This is a genomic window from Dongia mobilis (assembly GCF_004363235.1).
Classification (GTDB): domain Bacteria; phylum Pseudomonadota; class Alphaproteobacteria; order Dongiales; family Dongiaceae; genus Dongia; species Dongia mobilis.
This window is the reverse complement of sequence record NZ_SNYW01000012.1, coordinates 103,856-119,824: the sequence shown is the minus strand read 5'-3', so window position 1 is coordinate 119,824 and position 15,969 is coordinate 103,856. Positions and strand designations below refer to the sequence as shown.

Annotated in this window: 13 protein-coding genes; 10 read left to right on the top strand and 3 right to left on the bottom strand. The window is 64.1% G+C overall.

Annotated elements, in window-relative coordinates:
- Window positions 1-29 precede the first annotated feature (29 nt).
- Complete coding sequence (locus A8950_RS16395; RefSeq protein WP_133614765.1) at window positions 30-1,136, bottom strand: Mrp/NBP35 family ATP-binding protein; 1,107 nt, start codon at window positions 1,134-1,136, stop codon at window positions 30-32.
- A gap of 244 nt (window positions 1,137-1,380) precedes the next feature.
- Here A8950_RS16395 and hflK point away from each other — a divergent pair, with 244 nt between their 5' ends.
- From hflK to ftsH, 4 genes are all read left to right on the top strand, one after another.
- Window positions 1,381-2,550 (top strand): FtsH protease activity modulator HflK, encoded by a 1,170-nt coding sequence (gene hflK, locus A8950_RS16390; protein ID WP_133614764.1) that lies wholly within the window; start codon window positions 1,381-1,383, stop codon window positions 2,548-2,550.
- Window positions 2,547-3,428 (top strand): protease modulator HflC, encoded by an 882-nt coding sequence (hflC, locus tag A8950_RS16385; protein ID WP_133614763.1) that lies wholly within the window; start codon window positions 2,547-2,549, stop codon window positions 3,426-3,428. Before hflK ends, hflC begins: the two co-directional genes overlap by 4 nt.
- A 105-nt stretch (window positions 3,429-3,533) precedes the next feature.
- Window positions 3,534-5,024 (top strand): DegQ family serine endoprotease, encoded by a 1,491-nt coding sequence (locus A8950_RS16380; RefSeq protein WP_133614762.1) that lies wholly within the window; start codon window positions 3,534-3,536, stop codon window positions 5,022-5,024.
- An 85-nt stretch (window positions 5,025-5,109) separates the two neighbouring features.
- A complete protein-coding gene (gene ftsH / locus A8950_RS16375) occupies window positions 5,110-6,921 on the top strand; it encodes an ATP-dependent zinc metalloprotease FtsH (protein ID WP_133614761.1) in 1,812 nt (603 codons plus the stop codon).
- Here ftsH and A8950_RS16370 read toward each other — a convergent pair.
- Window positions 6,918-9,926 (bottom strand): PAS domain-containing sensor histidine kinase, encoded by a 3,009-nt coding sequence (locus A8950_RS16370; protein ID WP_133614760.1) that lies wholly within the window; start codon window positions 9,924-9,926, stop codon window positions 6,918-6,920. The genes ftsH and A8950_RS16370 overlap by 4 nt on opposite strands.
- Before the next feature lie 226 nt (window positions 9,927-10,152).
- Window positions 10,153-10,662 (bottom strand): hypothetical protein, encoded by a 510-nt coding sequence (locus A8950_RS19590; protein ID WP_166645236.1) that lies wholly within the window; start codon window positions 10,660-10,662, stop codon window positions 10,153-10,155.
- Window positions 10,663-10,866: 204 nt separating this feature from the next.
- Here A8950_RS19590 and A8950_RS19585 point away from each other — a divergent pair, with 204 nt between their 5' ends.
- From A8950_RS19585 to A8950_RS16340, 6 genes are all read left to right on the top strand, one after another.
- Complete coding sequence (locus tag A8950_RS19585) at window positions 10,867-11,517, top strand: LysE family translocator (RefSeq protein ID WP_166645235.1); 651 nt, start codon at window positions 10,867-10,869, stop codon at window positions 11,515-11,517.
- A 104-nt stretch (window positions 11,518-11,621) separates the two neighbouring features.
- Window positions 11,622-11,909 (top strand): Asp-tRNA(Asn)/Glu-tRNA(Gln) amidotransferase subunit GatC, encoded by a 288-nt coding sequence (gene gatC / locus A8950_RS16360; protein WP_133614758.1) that lies wholly within the window; start codon window positions 11,622-11,624, stop codon window positions 11,907-11,909.
- A 15-nt stretch (window positions 11,910-11,924) separates the two neighbouring features.
- A complete protein-coding gene (gatA, locus tag A8950_RS16355) occupies window positions 11,925-13,394 on the top strand; it encodes an Asp-tRNA(Asn)/Glu-tRNA(Gln) amidotransferase subunit GatA (protein WP_133614757.1) in 1,470 nt (489 codons plus the stop codon).
- A 4-nt stretch (window positions 13,395-13,398) separates the two neighbouring features.
- Window positions 13,399-14,871: an Asp-tRNA(Asn)/Glu-tRNA(Gln) amidotransferase subunit GatB gene (gene gatB / locus A8950_RS16350; RefSeq protein ID WP_243735678.1), complete on the top strand. Its 1,473-nt coding sequence runs from the start codon at window positions 13,399-13,401 to the stop codon at window positions 14,869-14,871.
- Between the two features lie 305 nt (window positions 14,872-15,176).
- A complete protein-coding gene (locus tag A8950_RS16345; protein ID WP_133614756.1) occupies window positions 15,177-15,575 on the top strand; it encodes a hypothetical protein in 399 nt (132 codons plus the stop codon).
- Window positions 15,572-15,907 (top strand): hypothetical protein, encoded by a 336-nt coding sequence (locus tag A8950_RS16340; RefSeq protein ID WP_133614755.1) that lies wholly within the window; start codon window positions 15,572-15,574, stop codon window positions 15,905-15,907. The genes A8950_RS16345 and A8950_RS16340 overlap by 4 nt, the downstream gene beginning before the upstream one ends.
- Window positions 15,908-15,969 lie beyond the last annotated feature (62 nt).

Genomic DNA, 15,969 nt, shown 5'->3' with positions numbered 1-15,969 from the left:
CGGCCTTTCGCTGCATGATCGCCTAATTTTTATTGTAGGACGATTCGCGGCGCCGCGCGCTGTGGCGCAGTGTCCAGCTTGCGCCAGATTTTTGCGGCGATCTCGCCATAGGCAAGGGCGTGGGCCGAGGTGGGCTCGCTGGCGACGATCGGCTTGCCCGCATCCGACGTTTCGCGGATCTGGATGTCGAGCGGGATTTCGCCAAGGAACTCGACCCCCGCCTTTTCTGCCTCGCGCCTGGCGCCGCCATGGGCAAAAATTTCGCTCCGGTGGCCACAATTGGGGCAGCTGAAATAGCTCATGTTCTCGATCAGCCCCAGGACCGGCACGTCAACCTTCCGGAACATGTTGAGGCCCTTCTTGGCGTCAAGAAGGGCGATATCCTGTGGCGTCGAGACGATGACGGCACCGGCGAGCGGCACACTCTGCGCCATGGTGAGCTGCGCATCACCGGTGCCCGGCGGCAGGTCGCAGACCAGGATGTCGAGTTCGCCCCAATTGACCTCGCGCAGCAACTGCGTAATGGCGCTCATCACCATGGGGCCGCGCCAGATCATCGGCGTGTCCTCTTCGACGATGAAACCCATCGACATCACCTTGACGCCGAAACTGACCTTCGGTTCCAGGGTCTTGCCATCGCGGCTCTCGGGGCGACCGGAGAGGCCCATCAGGCGCGGCTGGGAAGGGCCGTAGATGTCGGCATCAAGGAGGCCCACCCGGAGGCCGAGCGTGGTAAAGGCAAGGGCCAGGTTGGTGGCGGTGGTCGATTTGCCGACCCCGCCCTTGCCGCTGGCGATGGCGATGATGTGCCTGACCCCGGGAACCATCGCCTTGGAGCCGGCGGGCCGGCCGGCGGCGGCCGGCTGGCGCGGCGGGGTGGGCGGCGGCGCCTTGTGGGCGGTCAGCACGGCGGTCACCGACAGGACCCCCGGCAGCTTCATCACGGCCGCTTCGGCCGCCTTGCGCAGGGGCTCCATCTGGGCACCCAGGGCCGGGTCGACTTCAATCGAAAAGCCGACATGGCCGTCACGCAGTACCAGGCCCTGGACCATGCCGCGACCGACGATGTCACCGCCATTCGGCGCCGCGACGCTAGCAAGGGCGGCCCGAATCTCGCCCTCAGTTGTACCGGCCATGCTTGAAATCCCTCGTCTTGGCCCCGATATAAGCGGCGCCCGCAGGAGATAGCCGGATGCTGGCTCGACACGAGCGGATCCGGCATTGATTGCGGCGCTGCAGCGGCTGTCATATAAGGCTTTGGCCCGGGCAAAGAAAGGGCCGCGGCCAAAGAAGGGCGAGGCAGGGAGCGGTGCCGAGGATGGCACCGGCAAACGGGCCGGCCGGGAACGGTCGTCAATACCACAAGATTCGAGGGTCCTTATGGCGTGGAACAATCAGGGCGGCCCATGGGGCAATGGGCAGAGCCCATGGGGGCGTGGCGGTGGCGGTGGCGGCGGGAATCAGCCGCCCGATTTCGAGGAAATGATCCGTCGCGGCCAGGACCGCATGAAATCGATCATGCCGGGCGGCTTCGGTTCCGGACGTGCCATTGGGCTGATTGCGATCGTCGCGATCGCGCTCTGGCTGGTCAGCGGCTTCTACGTCGTCAATGCGGGCCAGGTCGGCGTCAATATCGTGTTCGGCCGCTTTGTCAGCCAGACAACGCCGGGCCTGCGCTGGAATTGGCCGGCGCCAATCGGCGCTTCGGAGACGCCGGACGTCTCGACCCGCTACAGCGTTACTGTCGGTTACCGCACGGAGGTGCCTGGCGGCCCCAAGAGGGCCATCCCGGAAGAAAGCCAGATGCTGACCGGCAACGAGAACATTGTCGACCTGCAGGCAACCGTTTTCTGGCGGATCAAGGACGTCGAGCAGTTCCTGTTCGGCCTCAGCGACCCCAATGCCAGCGTCAAGAACGCGGTCGAGGCCGCCATTCGAGAAATCATCGGCCGTTCGAGCTTCGAATACGCGATCACCCAGGGCAAGAGCGCGGTCGAGTCCGAGGCGCGCGACCTCGCCCAGCAGATGCTGGACAGCTACAAGCTGCCCGGCGCCGAAAATGGCGCCATCAGCATCGAACAATTGTCGGTGGAGCAGGTACAACCGCCAGCCGAGGTGATGGAGGCGTTCCGTGACGTGCAGAAGGCACGGGCCGATCGCGAGGCGGCGATCAACGGCGCCCAGGCCTATTTTAATCAGGTGACCCAGGAGGCCCAGGGCCAGGCGGCACAGCTTGTCCGCCAGGCAGAGGCCTACAAGGAAGAGAAGGTCTCGATCGCCCAGGGCGATGCGCAGCGTTTTCTCTCGATCTATGAAGAGTATCGCCAGTCGCCCGACATTACCGAACGCAGACTCTATCTCGAAACCATGGGCGGCATCCTTGCCAACATGAACAAGATTCTGATCGATCCGGCGAGTTCGGGCAGTGGCGGTGCGGTTCCCTACCTGCCGCTGGATCAGCTGCTCAAGAATCGGCCGCAATCCGGTGAAACGGTCGAGAATCCAACGTCAGCCCAGCCCGCCACCAGCCAGCCGGGAGCCTCGCAATGAGCCAGGGCAAGATCGTCGCCATCATCGTGTTGCTGGGCGCCGTGCTGATCGGCGTCTACAACTCGACCTACATCGTGCCGCAGGCAGAGACCGCAATCGTGCTGCGCTTCGGCAATCCGCAAGAAGTGATCGAGGAACCCGGCCTCAAGTTCAAGGTTCCGATCGCCGATCAGGTCACGACCTTCGACCGGCGCGTGCGCAACTTCGAGGCGCCGGTTGCCGAACTGCCGACGCGCGACCAGAAGTACATCGTGGTGTCGGCCTTTGTTCGCTATCGCATCAAGGACTCGCTCACCTTCTTCCGGGTCGGCCGCACCTTCGAGAATGCGGAGAATCAGATCCAGAGCGTGCTGTTGGCGACCCTGCGAAGCGTCATCGGCAACGTGCCGCTGACCGACACGCTGACGCCGAAGCGCGCCGACATCATGCGGCAGGTGAAGGACGAGCTGACCCGGCAGGCGGCAGAGCCCTATGGCATCGAGATCGTCGACGTGCGCTTCAAGCGTGTCGATTTGCCGGTGCAGAACAGCGAGGCCGTGTTCAACAGCATGCGCACCCAGCGCGCCCAGGAGGCTGCGGGAATTCGCGCAGAGGGTGCCCGCGAGGCGCGCGAGAAACGGGCCGAGGCCGACAAGGAACGTGTGGTGCTGGTCGCCGATGCGCGCCGCCAAGCCGAGATCCTGCGCGGCGAAGGCGATGCCGAGGCGATCTCCATCTATAACGAGGCCTTTGGGCGCGACCCCGCCTTCTTCGACTTCTACCGCTCGTTGCAGGCGATGCAGCAGGGCCTTGCCGGCGATACCACCACCTATGTCGGGCCGCCGGCGGGTGACTTTTTCCGCTTTTTCGGCAACCAGGGCGACGCCCAGGCGCAATGACAGAACCGATTGTTGAATGATTGTTGCGCAAACCGACCGGGTGCAATACCGGTCGGTTTTTGCGTTATAGTGCCTGCGACCGCTGTTGAGACGAGGTAGATCCCCATGCTAGCCCGCCGCCAAGCCCGTGCCGCCGACATCGCCGCGCACCAACCGAAAATACTCGCCGTTCTGAGCCTCCTGATCCTGCTGACTTGCGTCGTTGTCGCCGCCAGGACCGCCGATGCTCGCTCGGCGCCGGAAAGCTTCGCCGATCTGGCCGAACAATCCTTGCCGGCCGTGGTCAATATCTCGACCACACAGACCGTTTCGGCCGACAGCCAGATCCAGGACCTCGACGAGATGTTCCGCGAGTTCCTGGACCGGCAGGAGGGCAACCAGCCGCGGCCGCCGCGGCGCGCCACGTCCCTGGGTTCTGGCTTCGTGATCGATCCCGCCGGCTACATCGTCACCAACAACCACGTGATCGAGAACGCCGAGGAGATCACGGTCATCACCCATGAAAACGAGGAGTTGAAGGCGACGCTCGTGGGGCGCGACGAAAAGACCGATCTGGCGCTGCTGAAGGTCGAGTCCACGAAGCCGCTGCAGGCGGTCAAATGGGGCGATTCCGACTCATTGCGTATCGGCGACTGGGTGCTGGCCATTGGCAATCCCTTCGGCCTTGGCGGCACCGTCACGGCCGGCATCGTCTCGGCGCGCCAGCGCGACATCAATGCCGGGCCTTATGACGATTTCATCCAGACGGATGCCTCGATCAATCGCGGGAATTCCGGCGGGCCGATGTTCAACATGGCGGGTGAGGTGGTCGGGATCAATTCGGCGATCTATTCCCCCTCCGGCGGCTCGGTCGGCATCGGCTTCTCGATTCCCGCCAATCTTGCCAGGGGGGTCATCGACCAGATCCGCGAATTCGGCCACCCGCGGCGCGGCTGGCTGGGTGTGCGAATACAGACGGTATCGCCCGAACTCGCCGAGGCCCTGCGCCTGCCGGCAGCCAAGGGCGCGCTGGTTTCCAGCGTCTCGGCCGCGGGTCCGGCGGACAAGGCCGGCATCCGCCAGGGCGACGTGATCCTGGAATTCGACGGGCGCGAGGTGACGGAGATGCGCTCGCTGCCCCGCATCGTCGCCGATACGCAGTTCGGCAAGAAGGTCGCCGTCGCCATCTGGCGTCAGGGCGCCAGGACCACGGTGACGGTCGAACTGGGCGAACTCGACGAAGCTGCCGAGGCCGCGGCGCAGGTGACACAGCGAGACGGCGACGAGGCGACCGAGGACGAAGGCAAGGGCGATCGCATCGAGTTGCTCGGCGTCGACGTCGCGCGCATTACCGACGCCCTGCGCGAGCAGTTCGATCTGCCCGAGAATGCCGAGGGCGTCGTTATCGTCGAGGTCGATCCGAGCAGTACGGCGGCGGCAAAGGACCTGCGGCCGGGCGACATCATCGCCGAGGTCGACCAGAAGGCGGTTGCCAGTCCGGGCGATGTGCGCGACCGGGTGAAGTCGGCACAGGACAATGGCTACCGACTGGTGACGCTGCTGATCAACCGGCAGGGCGATTTCCAGTGGGTGGCGGTCAAGATCGGCCAGAATTGACGCTGCGACCCAGCCTTGCCTTGACGCTGGTCTGAGGATTGATCCAGCATGCCCGGGATGGTTACGGCATGCAGGGCAATCCGGAATGGACAAGAAGACCCAGTTCAACGCCTGGTACATTGTGATCGCAATGCTGGGCGTACTCGCCCTGCAGTCGCTTTTGTCCAGCTATCTGGCGGTCGAGGTCCTGCCCTACAGCGAATTCCGCACCCTGCTCGCCGAGGGCAAGGTGGCCGAAGTCGTGGTTACCGAGAATCGTATCCAGGGCCGGCTGAAGGATGACGGCAGTGGCCGCGAGCAGCAATTCGTCACCAACCGGGTCGATCCGCAGATCGCCGCCGAATTGTCGCAATATGGTGCCAGGTTCACCGGCGCCACCGAGAATACGCTTTTTCGCAGCATACTTTCCTGGGTGCTGCCGGTCCTGATCTTCTTCGGGCTCTGGTTCATCGTCTTTCGCAAGATCATCGAGAAACAGGGCTTCGGCGGCGGCTTCATGTCGATCGGCAAGAGCCGGGCCAAGGTGTTCGTCGAAACCGACATCAAGGTGACCTTTGCCGACGTCGCCGGCGTCGACGAGGCGAAGGCCGAGTTGCAGGAGATCGTCAATTTCCTGAAGGACCCGACGACCTATGGTCGCCTCGGCGGGCGCCTGCCGAAAGGCATTCTGCTGGTGGGGCCGCCCGGTACCGGCAAGACGCTGCTGGCGCGCGCGGTGGCGGGCGAGGCCGGTGTGCCGTTTTTTTCGATCAGCGGCTCGGAGTTCGTCGAATTGTTCGTCGGCGTCGGTGCTGCCCGCGTGCGCGACTTGTTCGAGCAGGCACGCGCCAATGCGCCTGCCATCATCTTCATCGACGAACTCGACGCCCTGGGCCGGGCCCGTGGTGCCTTTCCGTTTGGCGGCGGCCATGACGAGAAGGAGCAGACGCTGAACCAGCTCCTGGCCGAACTTGACGGTTTCGATTCCAGCCAGGGCCTGGTCCTGCTCGGGGCCACCAACCGGCCCGAAATCCTCGATCCCGCCCTGTTGCGCGCCGGTCGCTTCGACCGGCAGGTCCTTGTCGACCGGCCCGATCGTGTGGGGCGCGTGCAGATTCTTGGCGTGCATCTCAAGAAGGCCAAGCTGGCCGGGGACGTGAAGGCCGACGATATCGCCGCCCTGACGCCCGGATTCACCGGCGCCGACCTTGCCAATCTGGTCAACGAGGCGACGCTGCTGGCGACCAGGCGCGGTGGCGACAGCGTCACCATGGCTGATTTCACCGCCGCGATCGAGCGCATCGTCGCCGGCCTCGAGAAGCGCAACCGGCTGCTCAATCCGAAGGAACGCGAGATCGTCGCATTCCACGAGATCGGGCACGCTTTGGTGGCTACGAGCCTGCCCGGCAGCGAGACGGTGCACAAGGTGTCGATCATACCGCGCGGCATCGGTTCGCTCGGCTACACCATCCAGCGGCCGACGGAAGACCGCTACCTGATGACCCGGGAAGAGCTGATCAACCGCATGGCCGTTTTGCTTGGCGGCCGTGCCTCGGAACGCTTGGTCTTCGAGCAGTTGTCGACCGGCGCGGCCGACGATCTGGCCAAGGCGACGGACATTGCCCGGTCGATGGTCGCCCGCTTCGGCATGGATGCGACACTGGGGCAGGTTTCGCTCGACGAGACACCGCAGAATTTTCTGGGCATCCAGCAGATGATGCCGGCCGGGCGGCGCTACAGCGAGCAGACGGCGCGCGAGATCGACCAGGCGGTGCGCGACCTGGTGGAAGGCGCCTTTGCCCAGGCCAGCGAGATCCTGCGCAGCCGGCGCGACGATCTCGAGCGGGCGGCGCGTCGGCTGATCGAGAAGGAGACCCTGACCGGTGACGAACTGCGCGCCATGCTTGAACGCGGCTAGGGCAGGGACAGCCGTTCCTTCGGGAACATCATGGTTACCCGCGTCCCCTGGCCAGGCTGGCTGCTGATCTCGAGGCGCCCGCCATGCAGTTCCATCAGGCGTCGGCTGATGGCAAGGCCCAATCCGATGCCGCCGTGGCGCCGCGTCAGGGTCGATTCGCCCTGCGCAAATGGCTTGCCCAGTTGCGGCAGGACCGACGGCTCGATGCCGCGCCCGGTATCGCTGACGACGACCAGCATGCCGGCGTTGACATCGGCCGCGACCGTGACCGCCACCGCGCCGCCACGCGGCGTGAACTTGACGGCGTTGGATAGCAGGTTTCCCAGCACCTGCTTGAAGGCGCGTTCCTCGGCCAGCAGGACCGGCAACTGGCCGGTATCGTCGATGACGAGCCGAATGCCGGCAGCCTCTGCCTGGGCCTGGATCATGCGGCAGCATTCCGCAATGGCCGTCAGCGGATCGAAGGAGTGCTCGGCCAGCCGCCGCTCTCCGCTCTCGATGCGCGACATCTCGAGCAGATCCGAGATGATCTCCAGGAGATGCCGCCCGCTCTGGCTGATTGCGGCGATGCTCTCGCCATAGGTTGCCGGGATCGGGCCGAACAATTGCTGCGACAGGACATCGGCAAAGCCGATCACGGCATTGAGCGGTGTGCGCAGTTCATGGCTCATGTTGCCGAGAAACTCGGTCTTGGCGCGATCGGCTGTCTCGGCCCGCAAGCGCGCCTCGTTGAGGGCAAGCTCCCGCGCCTTGATTTCGGTGATGTCCAGGATGACACCCTCCAGGCGCAGGACCTGGCCGTCACTGTCCAGTGACACCTCGCCCTGTTCGCGCACATGGCGGATGCTGCCGTCGGGCCGGACGATGCGATGCTCGATGACGTAGTCGGTATGGTTCCGCAGGCTCGCTTCGATCGCCGCTGAAAGCTTTCCCCTGTCATCCCGATGCACCGAGGCCATCAGAAGGTCCAGGCTCGGATCGAGGCTGCGGGGCTCATATCCGAAGATCCGGTAGGTCTCGTCCGACCAGACGACTCGGCCGCTCGCGATATCCCGGGACCAGCTGCCGACATGTGCGATCCGCTGCGCATTGGCAAGGCTCTGGTTGGCGAGGCGCAGTTCCGCCTCGGCGCGCTTGCGGTCACCGATGTCCTGCAGGATGCCGAAGAGGCCAATGGTCCGTCCCTCGGCGTCAAGCCGCAACGATGCCAGCGAGCGGAGCCAGATCTCGCCGCCCCCCGGCTGCCGCAGGCGATAATCGATGTCGTATTGCTTGATGCGCTGCGCCCTGAGGTCGGCATAGGCCTTCATCACCCGCAACCGGTCGTCCGGATGCGTGAAACGGTGCTCGAAGTCGTCCGCCTGCAACGCTGCCTGTGCCATATCGCTGTCGATTCCGGTAATGGCCGCCGCTTCCCGGGACCAGATCGCCTTCCGGATGGGCGTGCCGTCATTGCCGCCGGTGCAGGACCAGTAGCCGAGGCGCGCCAGACGGTGCGCGGCGGCGAGCTGATGCTGCTGGTCGCGCAAGGCTGCCTCGTCGCGCCGGAGATCCGTGATGTCCTGGATCATGCCGATGGCGTGCAGCGGCTGGCCGGCGGCATTGCGTTCGCGCAGGGCCACGGCACGCAGAATCCGGTCGCCACGATAGGGATGATGAAAGGCGTATTCCACCGTGTACTGGTCGCTCGCACCCCTGGCGAAGCGCATGAAAATCTCGAGCACGCGGGCGCGGTCTGCCTCATGGACAAAGCGCTGGCAGAAATCCTCGGTCGACAGCGTCTGCATCAACTGCTCGGAAATGCCGCTGACGGCCTGGGCTTCGGCCGAATAGTGAAATCGGGTGTCCGGCCCATCTGAGTCCGCATCGTCGCCGTCGGCCTGTTCCCAGAACCAGTAGCCGACGCCCGCCAGCCGCTGCGCGGCAGTCAGGATCAGCTGAATCTGGCGAATGGCGAGTTCGGCGCGGCGGATCTCGGTCAGATCCTGGATCGTCCCGGTGATCTCGGTAATCGCGCCGGCGGGATCGCGGACCTTCTGCGATACCACGCGCAGATGCCGGATGCTGCCGTCGGGACGCCTGATGCGATAATCCTGCGTCAGATGCTCTTCCGGCGAGGCGAAGAATTGGCGATAGCCCAGCATCGCTTCCTGCCGATCATCCGGGTGGAGCAGGGACGCGTAGTGATCGTCGCCACCCAGATTGAGGGCGTCCTGGTCAACGCCGAAAATGGCGGCCGCCTCGGCCGAGTAGAAGTAGGTGCCGTCGCCCTCCGACCCTGGCTGGCTGATACCCGCATGCGGCGACCACAGCCAATGGCCCAGCTGGGCGATCCGATGCGCCCGCCGCAGCGTGCTCTCGATGCGGCGAAACTGGGCCTCCATGCGCCGGCTGTCGGTCACGTCGGTGGCAACGGAAACGACGGCGCGGATCTCCCCGTCGAGGCCGTGCAACGCAGAGTTGGTCCAGCGTAGCAGTCGTCGCTGGCCGGATCTGGTTGCCCAGACATTCTCGACCACGCGGGGAAACGGCTCGGCGGCGGTGGCATCGACGGCGTGGCGGACCGCGGTCATCTCCTCCGGCAGCAGCAGCTTTTCCCAGCAGGCCGGATCAGCCAGTTCTTCGGCTGTATATCCGGACAACGCCACGCAGGCCCGGTTGAAGCGCAGGATTCGATTGGCGCCATCCGTGATCACGATCGGCGTCTGGGCATGTTCGATCGCCAAATCGGCGAGTTCCATATCCCGCGACCGGTCCCGGGGCACCAAAGTGTCGGAAGATTGCCGGATCCCGGCCGGCAGGCGTGGCGACGTTGTCAGCAACCCCGACGGCAAAGCTGCCGAGCTGGTTTCCTGGCGCAAGGCCAGGGCCGCACCGGCCAGCCCGACCGCAGCAATGGCGAGCCCGGCACTCAGCCCGCCTTGGCCCTGTGTCAGAAGCCCGCCATAGGCACCACCACTGACGACAGCAAGCGCTGTCAGGCGGCGCCAACTCCTCAATATCAAGCCCTACCCCCATTGCTGCCAGGACGGCCGGGTCGCTGCTCTCCACGGCGGCCAAGATTAGGACATAGAGCCTAATTCCTAACAAGGAGAGTATCAGATTAACAGTAAATTAACTACAATTTAGAATACCGCCTCGAGAACCCCGGAATTTGGTTTGGGCGAGGCAATTCCGCCCGGTGGCAGGCACCCAGGGGCGGCCAATCGATCACATCAAATGGAAATAATCCTACACGCCAACGCAGGGGGAAAGATTCCCAAGCGGCAGATGGGCCACGTTACCCGGGGCGATGTTGATCGAGGAGGAGGCAAGATATGGGGCTCCGCCGGCGTCGAAGGCAACGAATTGAATGCCCCCGCCGGCGCGCACGAACATGACGAAACAATTGGGGGCGTTGTCGCGGTAGTTTGGATAGGCGTAGCAGATGCTGCCGTTTTCGATCCACCAGGTACCGGGATAGGTGCAGCCCTTCTCGTTATAGGCCGTACGTCCGCTGCGGTCGTGGTACTCGATCCAGTCTTCACCGTCGACATAGCGGCCGAAAATCGTCAGATCTTCGAGGATACGTCGGATTTCCGCGTCATCCGTGACTTCGGTAGCATCCGGGGCCAGATCGGGCACGACCTCCTGCCACGTCGTGGTCGTTTCGGCCAAGGCCGAGGGGGCCAATCCGGCCAAGTATACAATGAAAGCCAATGCCAGCACGGTCGCGTGCAAAAATCGCCACAGGGCCGCCATGTTTTATCCTTGCCTCTTGCCAGGGACCATGCCGCCACGTTTCGCCGCAAGTGGGGCAGATTGACATGGCTGCCCGGTCACCATACATCCGACCCGCCCCAGGACGCACGGGCAAACGAAACACCCGGGGGATTGTCATTTCATGCTGATTCCTATGCAGACCCTGCACCCGGGTGGCGATGCCCTGCGAAGGCGGTGTTGAACGTGGATCTATTGCTGCGGGACATCATTCTTCTGGCCAAGGGCATGGGAATCGGCTTTGCGGTCGCGGCCCCGGTCGGCCCCATCGGCATGCTGTGCATTCGCCTGACGCTGGAAAAGGGACGACTGGCCGGGTTCTGCGGCGGCCTCGGCGCGGCCGTGGCCGATACCATCTTCGCGATCTGCGGGATCATCGGAATCACCGCTCTTTCCGGACTGATCGAGGCGCAGCGGCAATGGTTCGAGTTGGGCGGCGGCTTGTTCCTGATCGCCTTCGGGGTCCATTTGGGCCTCAAGCAGCCGATTTCGCCGTCGGCCAGCGGCGAGGTACCGCAGACCCTGATTGCGGATTTTGGCAAGACCCTGGCACTGACCCTGGCCAACCCGGTGACCATCCTGTCCTTCATGGCGGTCTTCGCCGGGGTTCCCGGCCTGGTCCGGCTGGAGATTGGCCTGGTTCCGATTTTGATCGGCGGTGTGCTGGTGGGGGCTGCCGGTTGGTGGTTGAGCCTAAGTCTCGGCGTCGGTTTCATCCGCCACATGATCTCCCGCAATGCCCTGATCTGGCTCAACCGCATTGCCGGCGGCCTGCTGGTGGCGTTCGGCTTCTACACCCTCGCCCATGTAACGGCGGTCTACTTCTGGCCGGTCTGAGCGGATTTTGCCGCCATCCGGGCCGGTTGATCGGGGTGGGGCTGGATGCTAGTTTCCGCCCCGAATTTCCCGCTTTACGCAACAAATCGGATTGATCGCGCCCCATGTCACTGGACAGCAAGACCGTCGCCCATATCGCCACCCTGGCGCGGATCCGCGTGCCGGAATCCGACTTGCCGGGACTCGCCCAGGAACTCACCGGTATCATGGCCTGGATCGAGCAATTGAATGAGGTGGATACCAAGGGCGTGCAGCCGATGTCGGGCGTGCTTGCCCGCGACCTGCCGCGGCGGGCCGATGTGGTCAATGACGGTGGCAATCCGGACAAGGTGCTGGCCAATGCGCCGGAACCGGCCCACGGCTTCTTCACCGTTCCCAAGGTCATCGAGTAAGGCGGCCCGGATATCATGAGCGAACTCACCCACCTCACCATCGCCGCCGCCCTCGACGGCCTCGCCGCGAAGAAGTTCTCGGCCCGCGAGCTGACCGAGGCGCATCTTGCCGCGATGGCGAAGCACAAGAACCTCAATGCCTATATCACCGAAACGCCGGAGATCGCGCTGAAGCAGGCCGACGCGTCAGACCAGCGCCGTGCCGGCGGCAAAGCTGGCGCCCTTGAGGGCATACCGCTCGGCATTAAGGACCTGTTCTGCACCGAGGGTGTCCTGACCACCGCCGGTTCGCATATCCTCGACGGTTTCAGGCCGACTTATGAATCGACCGTGACGCGGAACCTGTTCGACGCCGGCGCCGTGATGTTGGGCAAGCTCAACCTCGACGAGTTCGCCATGGGGTCCAGCAACAAGACTTCGTATTACGGCAATGTCATCAATCCGTGGAAGCGACGGGGCGACGAAACCGACCTCGTCCCCGGCGGCTCGTCGGGCGGTTCCTCGGCCGCGGTTGCGGCGCGGATCGCCATGGCGGCGACCGGCACCGACACTGGCGGCTCGATCCGCCAGCCGGCGGCCTTGACCGGCACGGTCGGCATCAAGCCGACCTATGGCCGCTGTTCGCGCTGGGGCATCGTCGCATTCGCCTCGTCTCTGGACCAGGCCGGCCCGATCGCGCGCTCGGTCGAGGATTGCGCGATCATGCTGGGCGCCATGTCCGGGCATGATCCGAAGGATTCGACGTCGGTCGAAATGCCGGTGCCGGATTTCCGCAAGGCGCTCACCGGCGACATTCGCGGGCTAAAGGTCGGCATCCCGAAGGAGTACCGCGTCGACGGCATGTCGCAGGAGATCGACGCACTCTGGGCCAGGGGTGCCGAATGGCTGAAGGCGCAGGGCGCGGAACTCCGCGAAATCTCGCTGCCGCATACCAAATATGCGCTGCCGACCTATTACATCATCGCGCCAGCCGAGGCGTCCTCGAATCTTGCCCGTTATGATGGCGTGCGCTTCGGCCTGCGTGTGCCGGGGAATTCCCTCGACGAGATGTACGAGCTCACCCGGGCGGCCGGCTTCGGCAAGGAAGTGAAGCGGCGCATCATGATCGGCACCTATGTGCTGTCGGCCGGCTATTACGACGCCTATTACCTGCAGGCGCAGCGCATCCGCGCCCTCATCCTCAGGGACTTCACCGACGCCTTCAAGGACGTGGACGTTATCCTGACGCCATCCACGCCGTCTGCGGCCTTCGGCTTCAACGAGAACGAGGGCGATCCGGTGCAGATGTATCTGCAGGATGTCTTTACCGTGACCGTGAACCTGGCTGGCCTGCCCGGCATCTCGGTGCCGGCCGGTCTCGACGCGAACGGCTTGCCGCTCGGCCTGCAGTTGATCGGCCGCGCCTTTGATGAGGAAACGCTGCTGCGTTCGGCCCAGGTGCTGGAGCGCGCCGCCAATTTCACCGCCTTGCCGGCGGGAGTATAAGGCCATGAACGACATGACCAACAACAAGAACCTGATCGAAGGCCGGACCGGCATGTGGGAAATGGTCCTTGGCCTCGAGGTTCACGCTCAGGTGATCTCGAAGTCGAAGCTGTTCTCTGGCGCCGCCACCGCCTTCGGCGCCGAGCCGAATACACAGGTCAGCCTGGTCGATGCGGCTTTTCCGGGCATGTTGCCGGTGATCAACGAGGTCTGCATCGAGCAGGCCGTGAAGACGGGCCTCGGCCTCAACGCCCAGATCAATCTGCGCTCGGTCTTCGATCGCAAGAACTACTTCTATGCCGATCTGCCGGCTGGCTACCAGATCAGCCAGTATCTGGACCCGATCGTCGGCAAGGGCACCATCATTCTCGACCTCCCGGGCGGCGAGCACCGCGAGGTTGGGATCACGCGGCTGCATCTCGAGCAGGATGCCGGAAAGTCGCTGCACGACCAGCACCCGTCGAAGACCTATGTCGATCTCAACCGGGCCGGTGTCGCGCTGATGGAGATCGTCTCGGAGCCCGACATGCGCTCCTCCGACGAGGCGGCAGCCTATCTGAAGAAGCTGCGCTCGATCCTGCGCTATCTCGGCACCTGCGACGGCAACATGGACGAAGGTTCGATGCGCTGCGACGTCAACGTCTCGGTGCGCAAGCCCGGCGATGGCCTGGGCACGCGCTGCGAGATCAAGAACGTGAACTCGATCCGCTATGTCGCTCAGGCGATCGAATACGAGGCGCGCCGCCAGATCGAAATCCTGGAGGAGGGCGGTTCGATCAAGCAGGAGACCCGGCTCTGGGATCCCGGCAAGGGCGTCACCCGCTCGATGCGCTCCAAGGAGCACGCGCATGATTACCGCTATTTCCCTGACCCCGACCTGCTGCCGCTCAACTTGGATCCGAAATGGGTCGACGGGCTGAAGGCGGGCCTGCCGGAACTCCCCGATGCCAAGCGCCAGCGATTCATCAAGGAATTCGGCCTTTCGGATTACGATGCCGGCGTGCTGGTCGCGGAGAAGGAATCCGCGGCGTTCTACGAGGCGGCGGCCAAGGGCCGCGACCCGAAGCTGACCGCCAACTGGATCACCTCGGAGCTCTTCGGCAAGCTGAATGCGGCCGGCCTGGACATCACCGAAAGCCCGGTTTCGGCTGCGGCAGTAGGTGAACTGGTGGGCCTGATTTCCGACAACACGATCTCAGGCCGCATCGCCAAGGATGTGTTTGCCGAGATGTTCGAGACCGGCAAGGGGGCGGCGGAAATCGTCGAGGCGAAGGGGCTGAAGCAGGTCCTCGATACCGGCGCCATCGATGCCGAGATCGACAAGGTTATGGCCGCCAACGTCGACAAGGTCGCGGAGTACAAGGCCGGCAAGGACAAGCTGCTGGGCTTTTTCGTCGGCCAGGTGATGAAGGCCATGGGCGGCAAGGCGAATCCCGCCATGCTGAACGAAAGGCTGCGGGCAAAATTGTCGGCCTGACCACCCGGCCGGCCTGAGCGCTTGGTCGGCCTGACCAACTAGCCGGCCTGGCCAACCAGCCGGCCGGACCGAGCGCGCTTGGCCGCGATATGATGCTGGCTCCCGCTGAAGTCCTGTGAAACAGGCAGGTTAGGGAAGTTTCATCGCAAATTGACCTAAATGCGGCTGGCAATCCTTTGATAGGCATGAGTTTTCGCCGCTGCCAGAAAGGTTGTGTTAACCTATTTGTGGCGTAGAATATGGAGGCGGCTCCTGGCGAGGACGGACGGGACCGCATGTCTGCCATGGGACCCGGGGGTCGAGTCATGCGCGCAATGTTGCCGATGAGCCTGCTGGTAGGAATGCTGGTCGTTGCCGGCTGCGCCGGGCGGTCGCCTGTACCGGTGCAGGAAGCCACCATCACCGATCGCTACATGACCTGCGAACAGATTCGGGACGAAGTGGCCCGGAATTATGCCAAGCAGTCGGCCCTGGTGCGCGAGCAGGTGTGGCAGGAAGAGAAGAACGACATGATCATGGGCCTGTCGCTGGCCTTCCCACCCGGCTGGTTCGGCCTCGACATGGGCGTCGAGGAAGACTATCCGAATTCGCCGCAGCAGATCGAGCACAGCGCCCTTGCCACGCGCAACCGGCACCTCATCTCCATGGCCCAGAACCAGGGCGGGGATTGCTGGCCGGGCAAGGATCACTGGGTGCGGTCATGAGGCGCTTCCTGACCCTGGCCGGCCTGATGCTGCTGGCGGCCTGCGGCGGCGAGAACCCGCAACTGGTCGAGGTCATCCGGCCGACCGATCCCGATTTGAGCTGCATGGATCTGCTGGCGGAGACCAGCCAGAACGACCTCGCCATCGCGCGTCTGGTCGATCGCGACGACCAGATCCACCGCCGCAATGTGCATTACACCGTGGTGGACGGCATCATGTTCCCGCCGGCCCTGCTGACGCTGGATTTCCGTGACCAGCCGAACAAGGAAATCCACGTTCTCCGGGCCCGCAACGCGCGCCTGATCGAACTCGCGGACAAGCAGGGCTGCTGAACTTTCCGGATTTTCCCGGTCTTGGGTTTGCGGGCCGTTGGGACTAGACTGCGGCCGATTTT

Excerpts from the sequence above, each read along its gene's own strand:
- gatC (WP_133614758.1), top strand. The coding sequence starts at position 11,622 with ATGTCACTGGACAGCAAGACCGTCGCCCATATCGCCACCCTGGCGCGG.
- gatA (WP_133614757.1), top strand. The coding sequence starts at position 11,925 with ATGAGCGAACTCACCCACCTCACCATCGCCGCCGCCCTCGACGGCCTC.
- A8950_RS19590 (WP_166645236.1), bottom strand. The coding sequence starts at position 10,662 with ATGGCGGCCCTGTGGCGATTTTTGCACGCGACCGTGCTGGCATTGGCT.
- hflC (WP_133614763.1), top strand. The coding sequence starts at position 2,547 with ATGAGCCAGGGCAAGATCGTCGCCATCATCGTGTTGCTGGGCGCCGTG.
- ftsH (WP_133614761.1), top strand. The coding sequence starts at position 5,110 with ATGGACAAGAAGACCCAGTTCAACGCCTGGTACATTGTGATCGCAATG.
- A8950_RS16345 (WP_133614756.1), top strand. The coding sequence starts at position 15,177 with ATGCGCGCAATGTTGCCGATGAGCCTGCTGGTAGGAATGCTGGTCGTT.
- A8950_RS16340 (WP_133614755.1), top strand. The coding sequence starts at position 15,572 with ATGAGGCGCTTCCTGACCCTGGCCGGCCTGATGCTGCTGGCGGCCTGC.
- gatB (WP_243735678.1), top strand. The coding sequence starts at position 13,399 with ATGAACGACATGACCAACAACAAGAACCTGATCGAAGGCCGGACCGGC.
- A8950_RS16395 (WP_133614765.1), bottom strand. The coding sequence starts at position 1,136 with ATGGCCGGTACAACTGAGGGCGAGATTCGGGCCGCCCTTGCTAGCGTC.
- A8950_RS16380 (WP_133614762.1), top strand. The coding sequence starts at position 3,534 with ATGCTAGCCCGCCGCCAAGCCCGTGCCGCCGACATCGCCGCGCACCAA.
- hflK (WP_133614764.1), top strand. The coding sequence starts at position 1,381 with ATGGCGTGGAACAATCAGGGCGGCCCATGGGGCAATGGGCAGAGCCCA.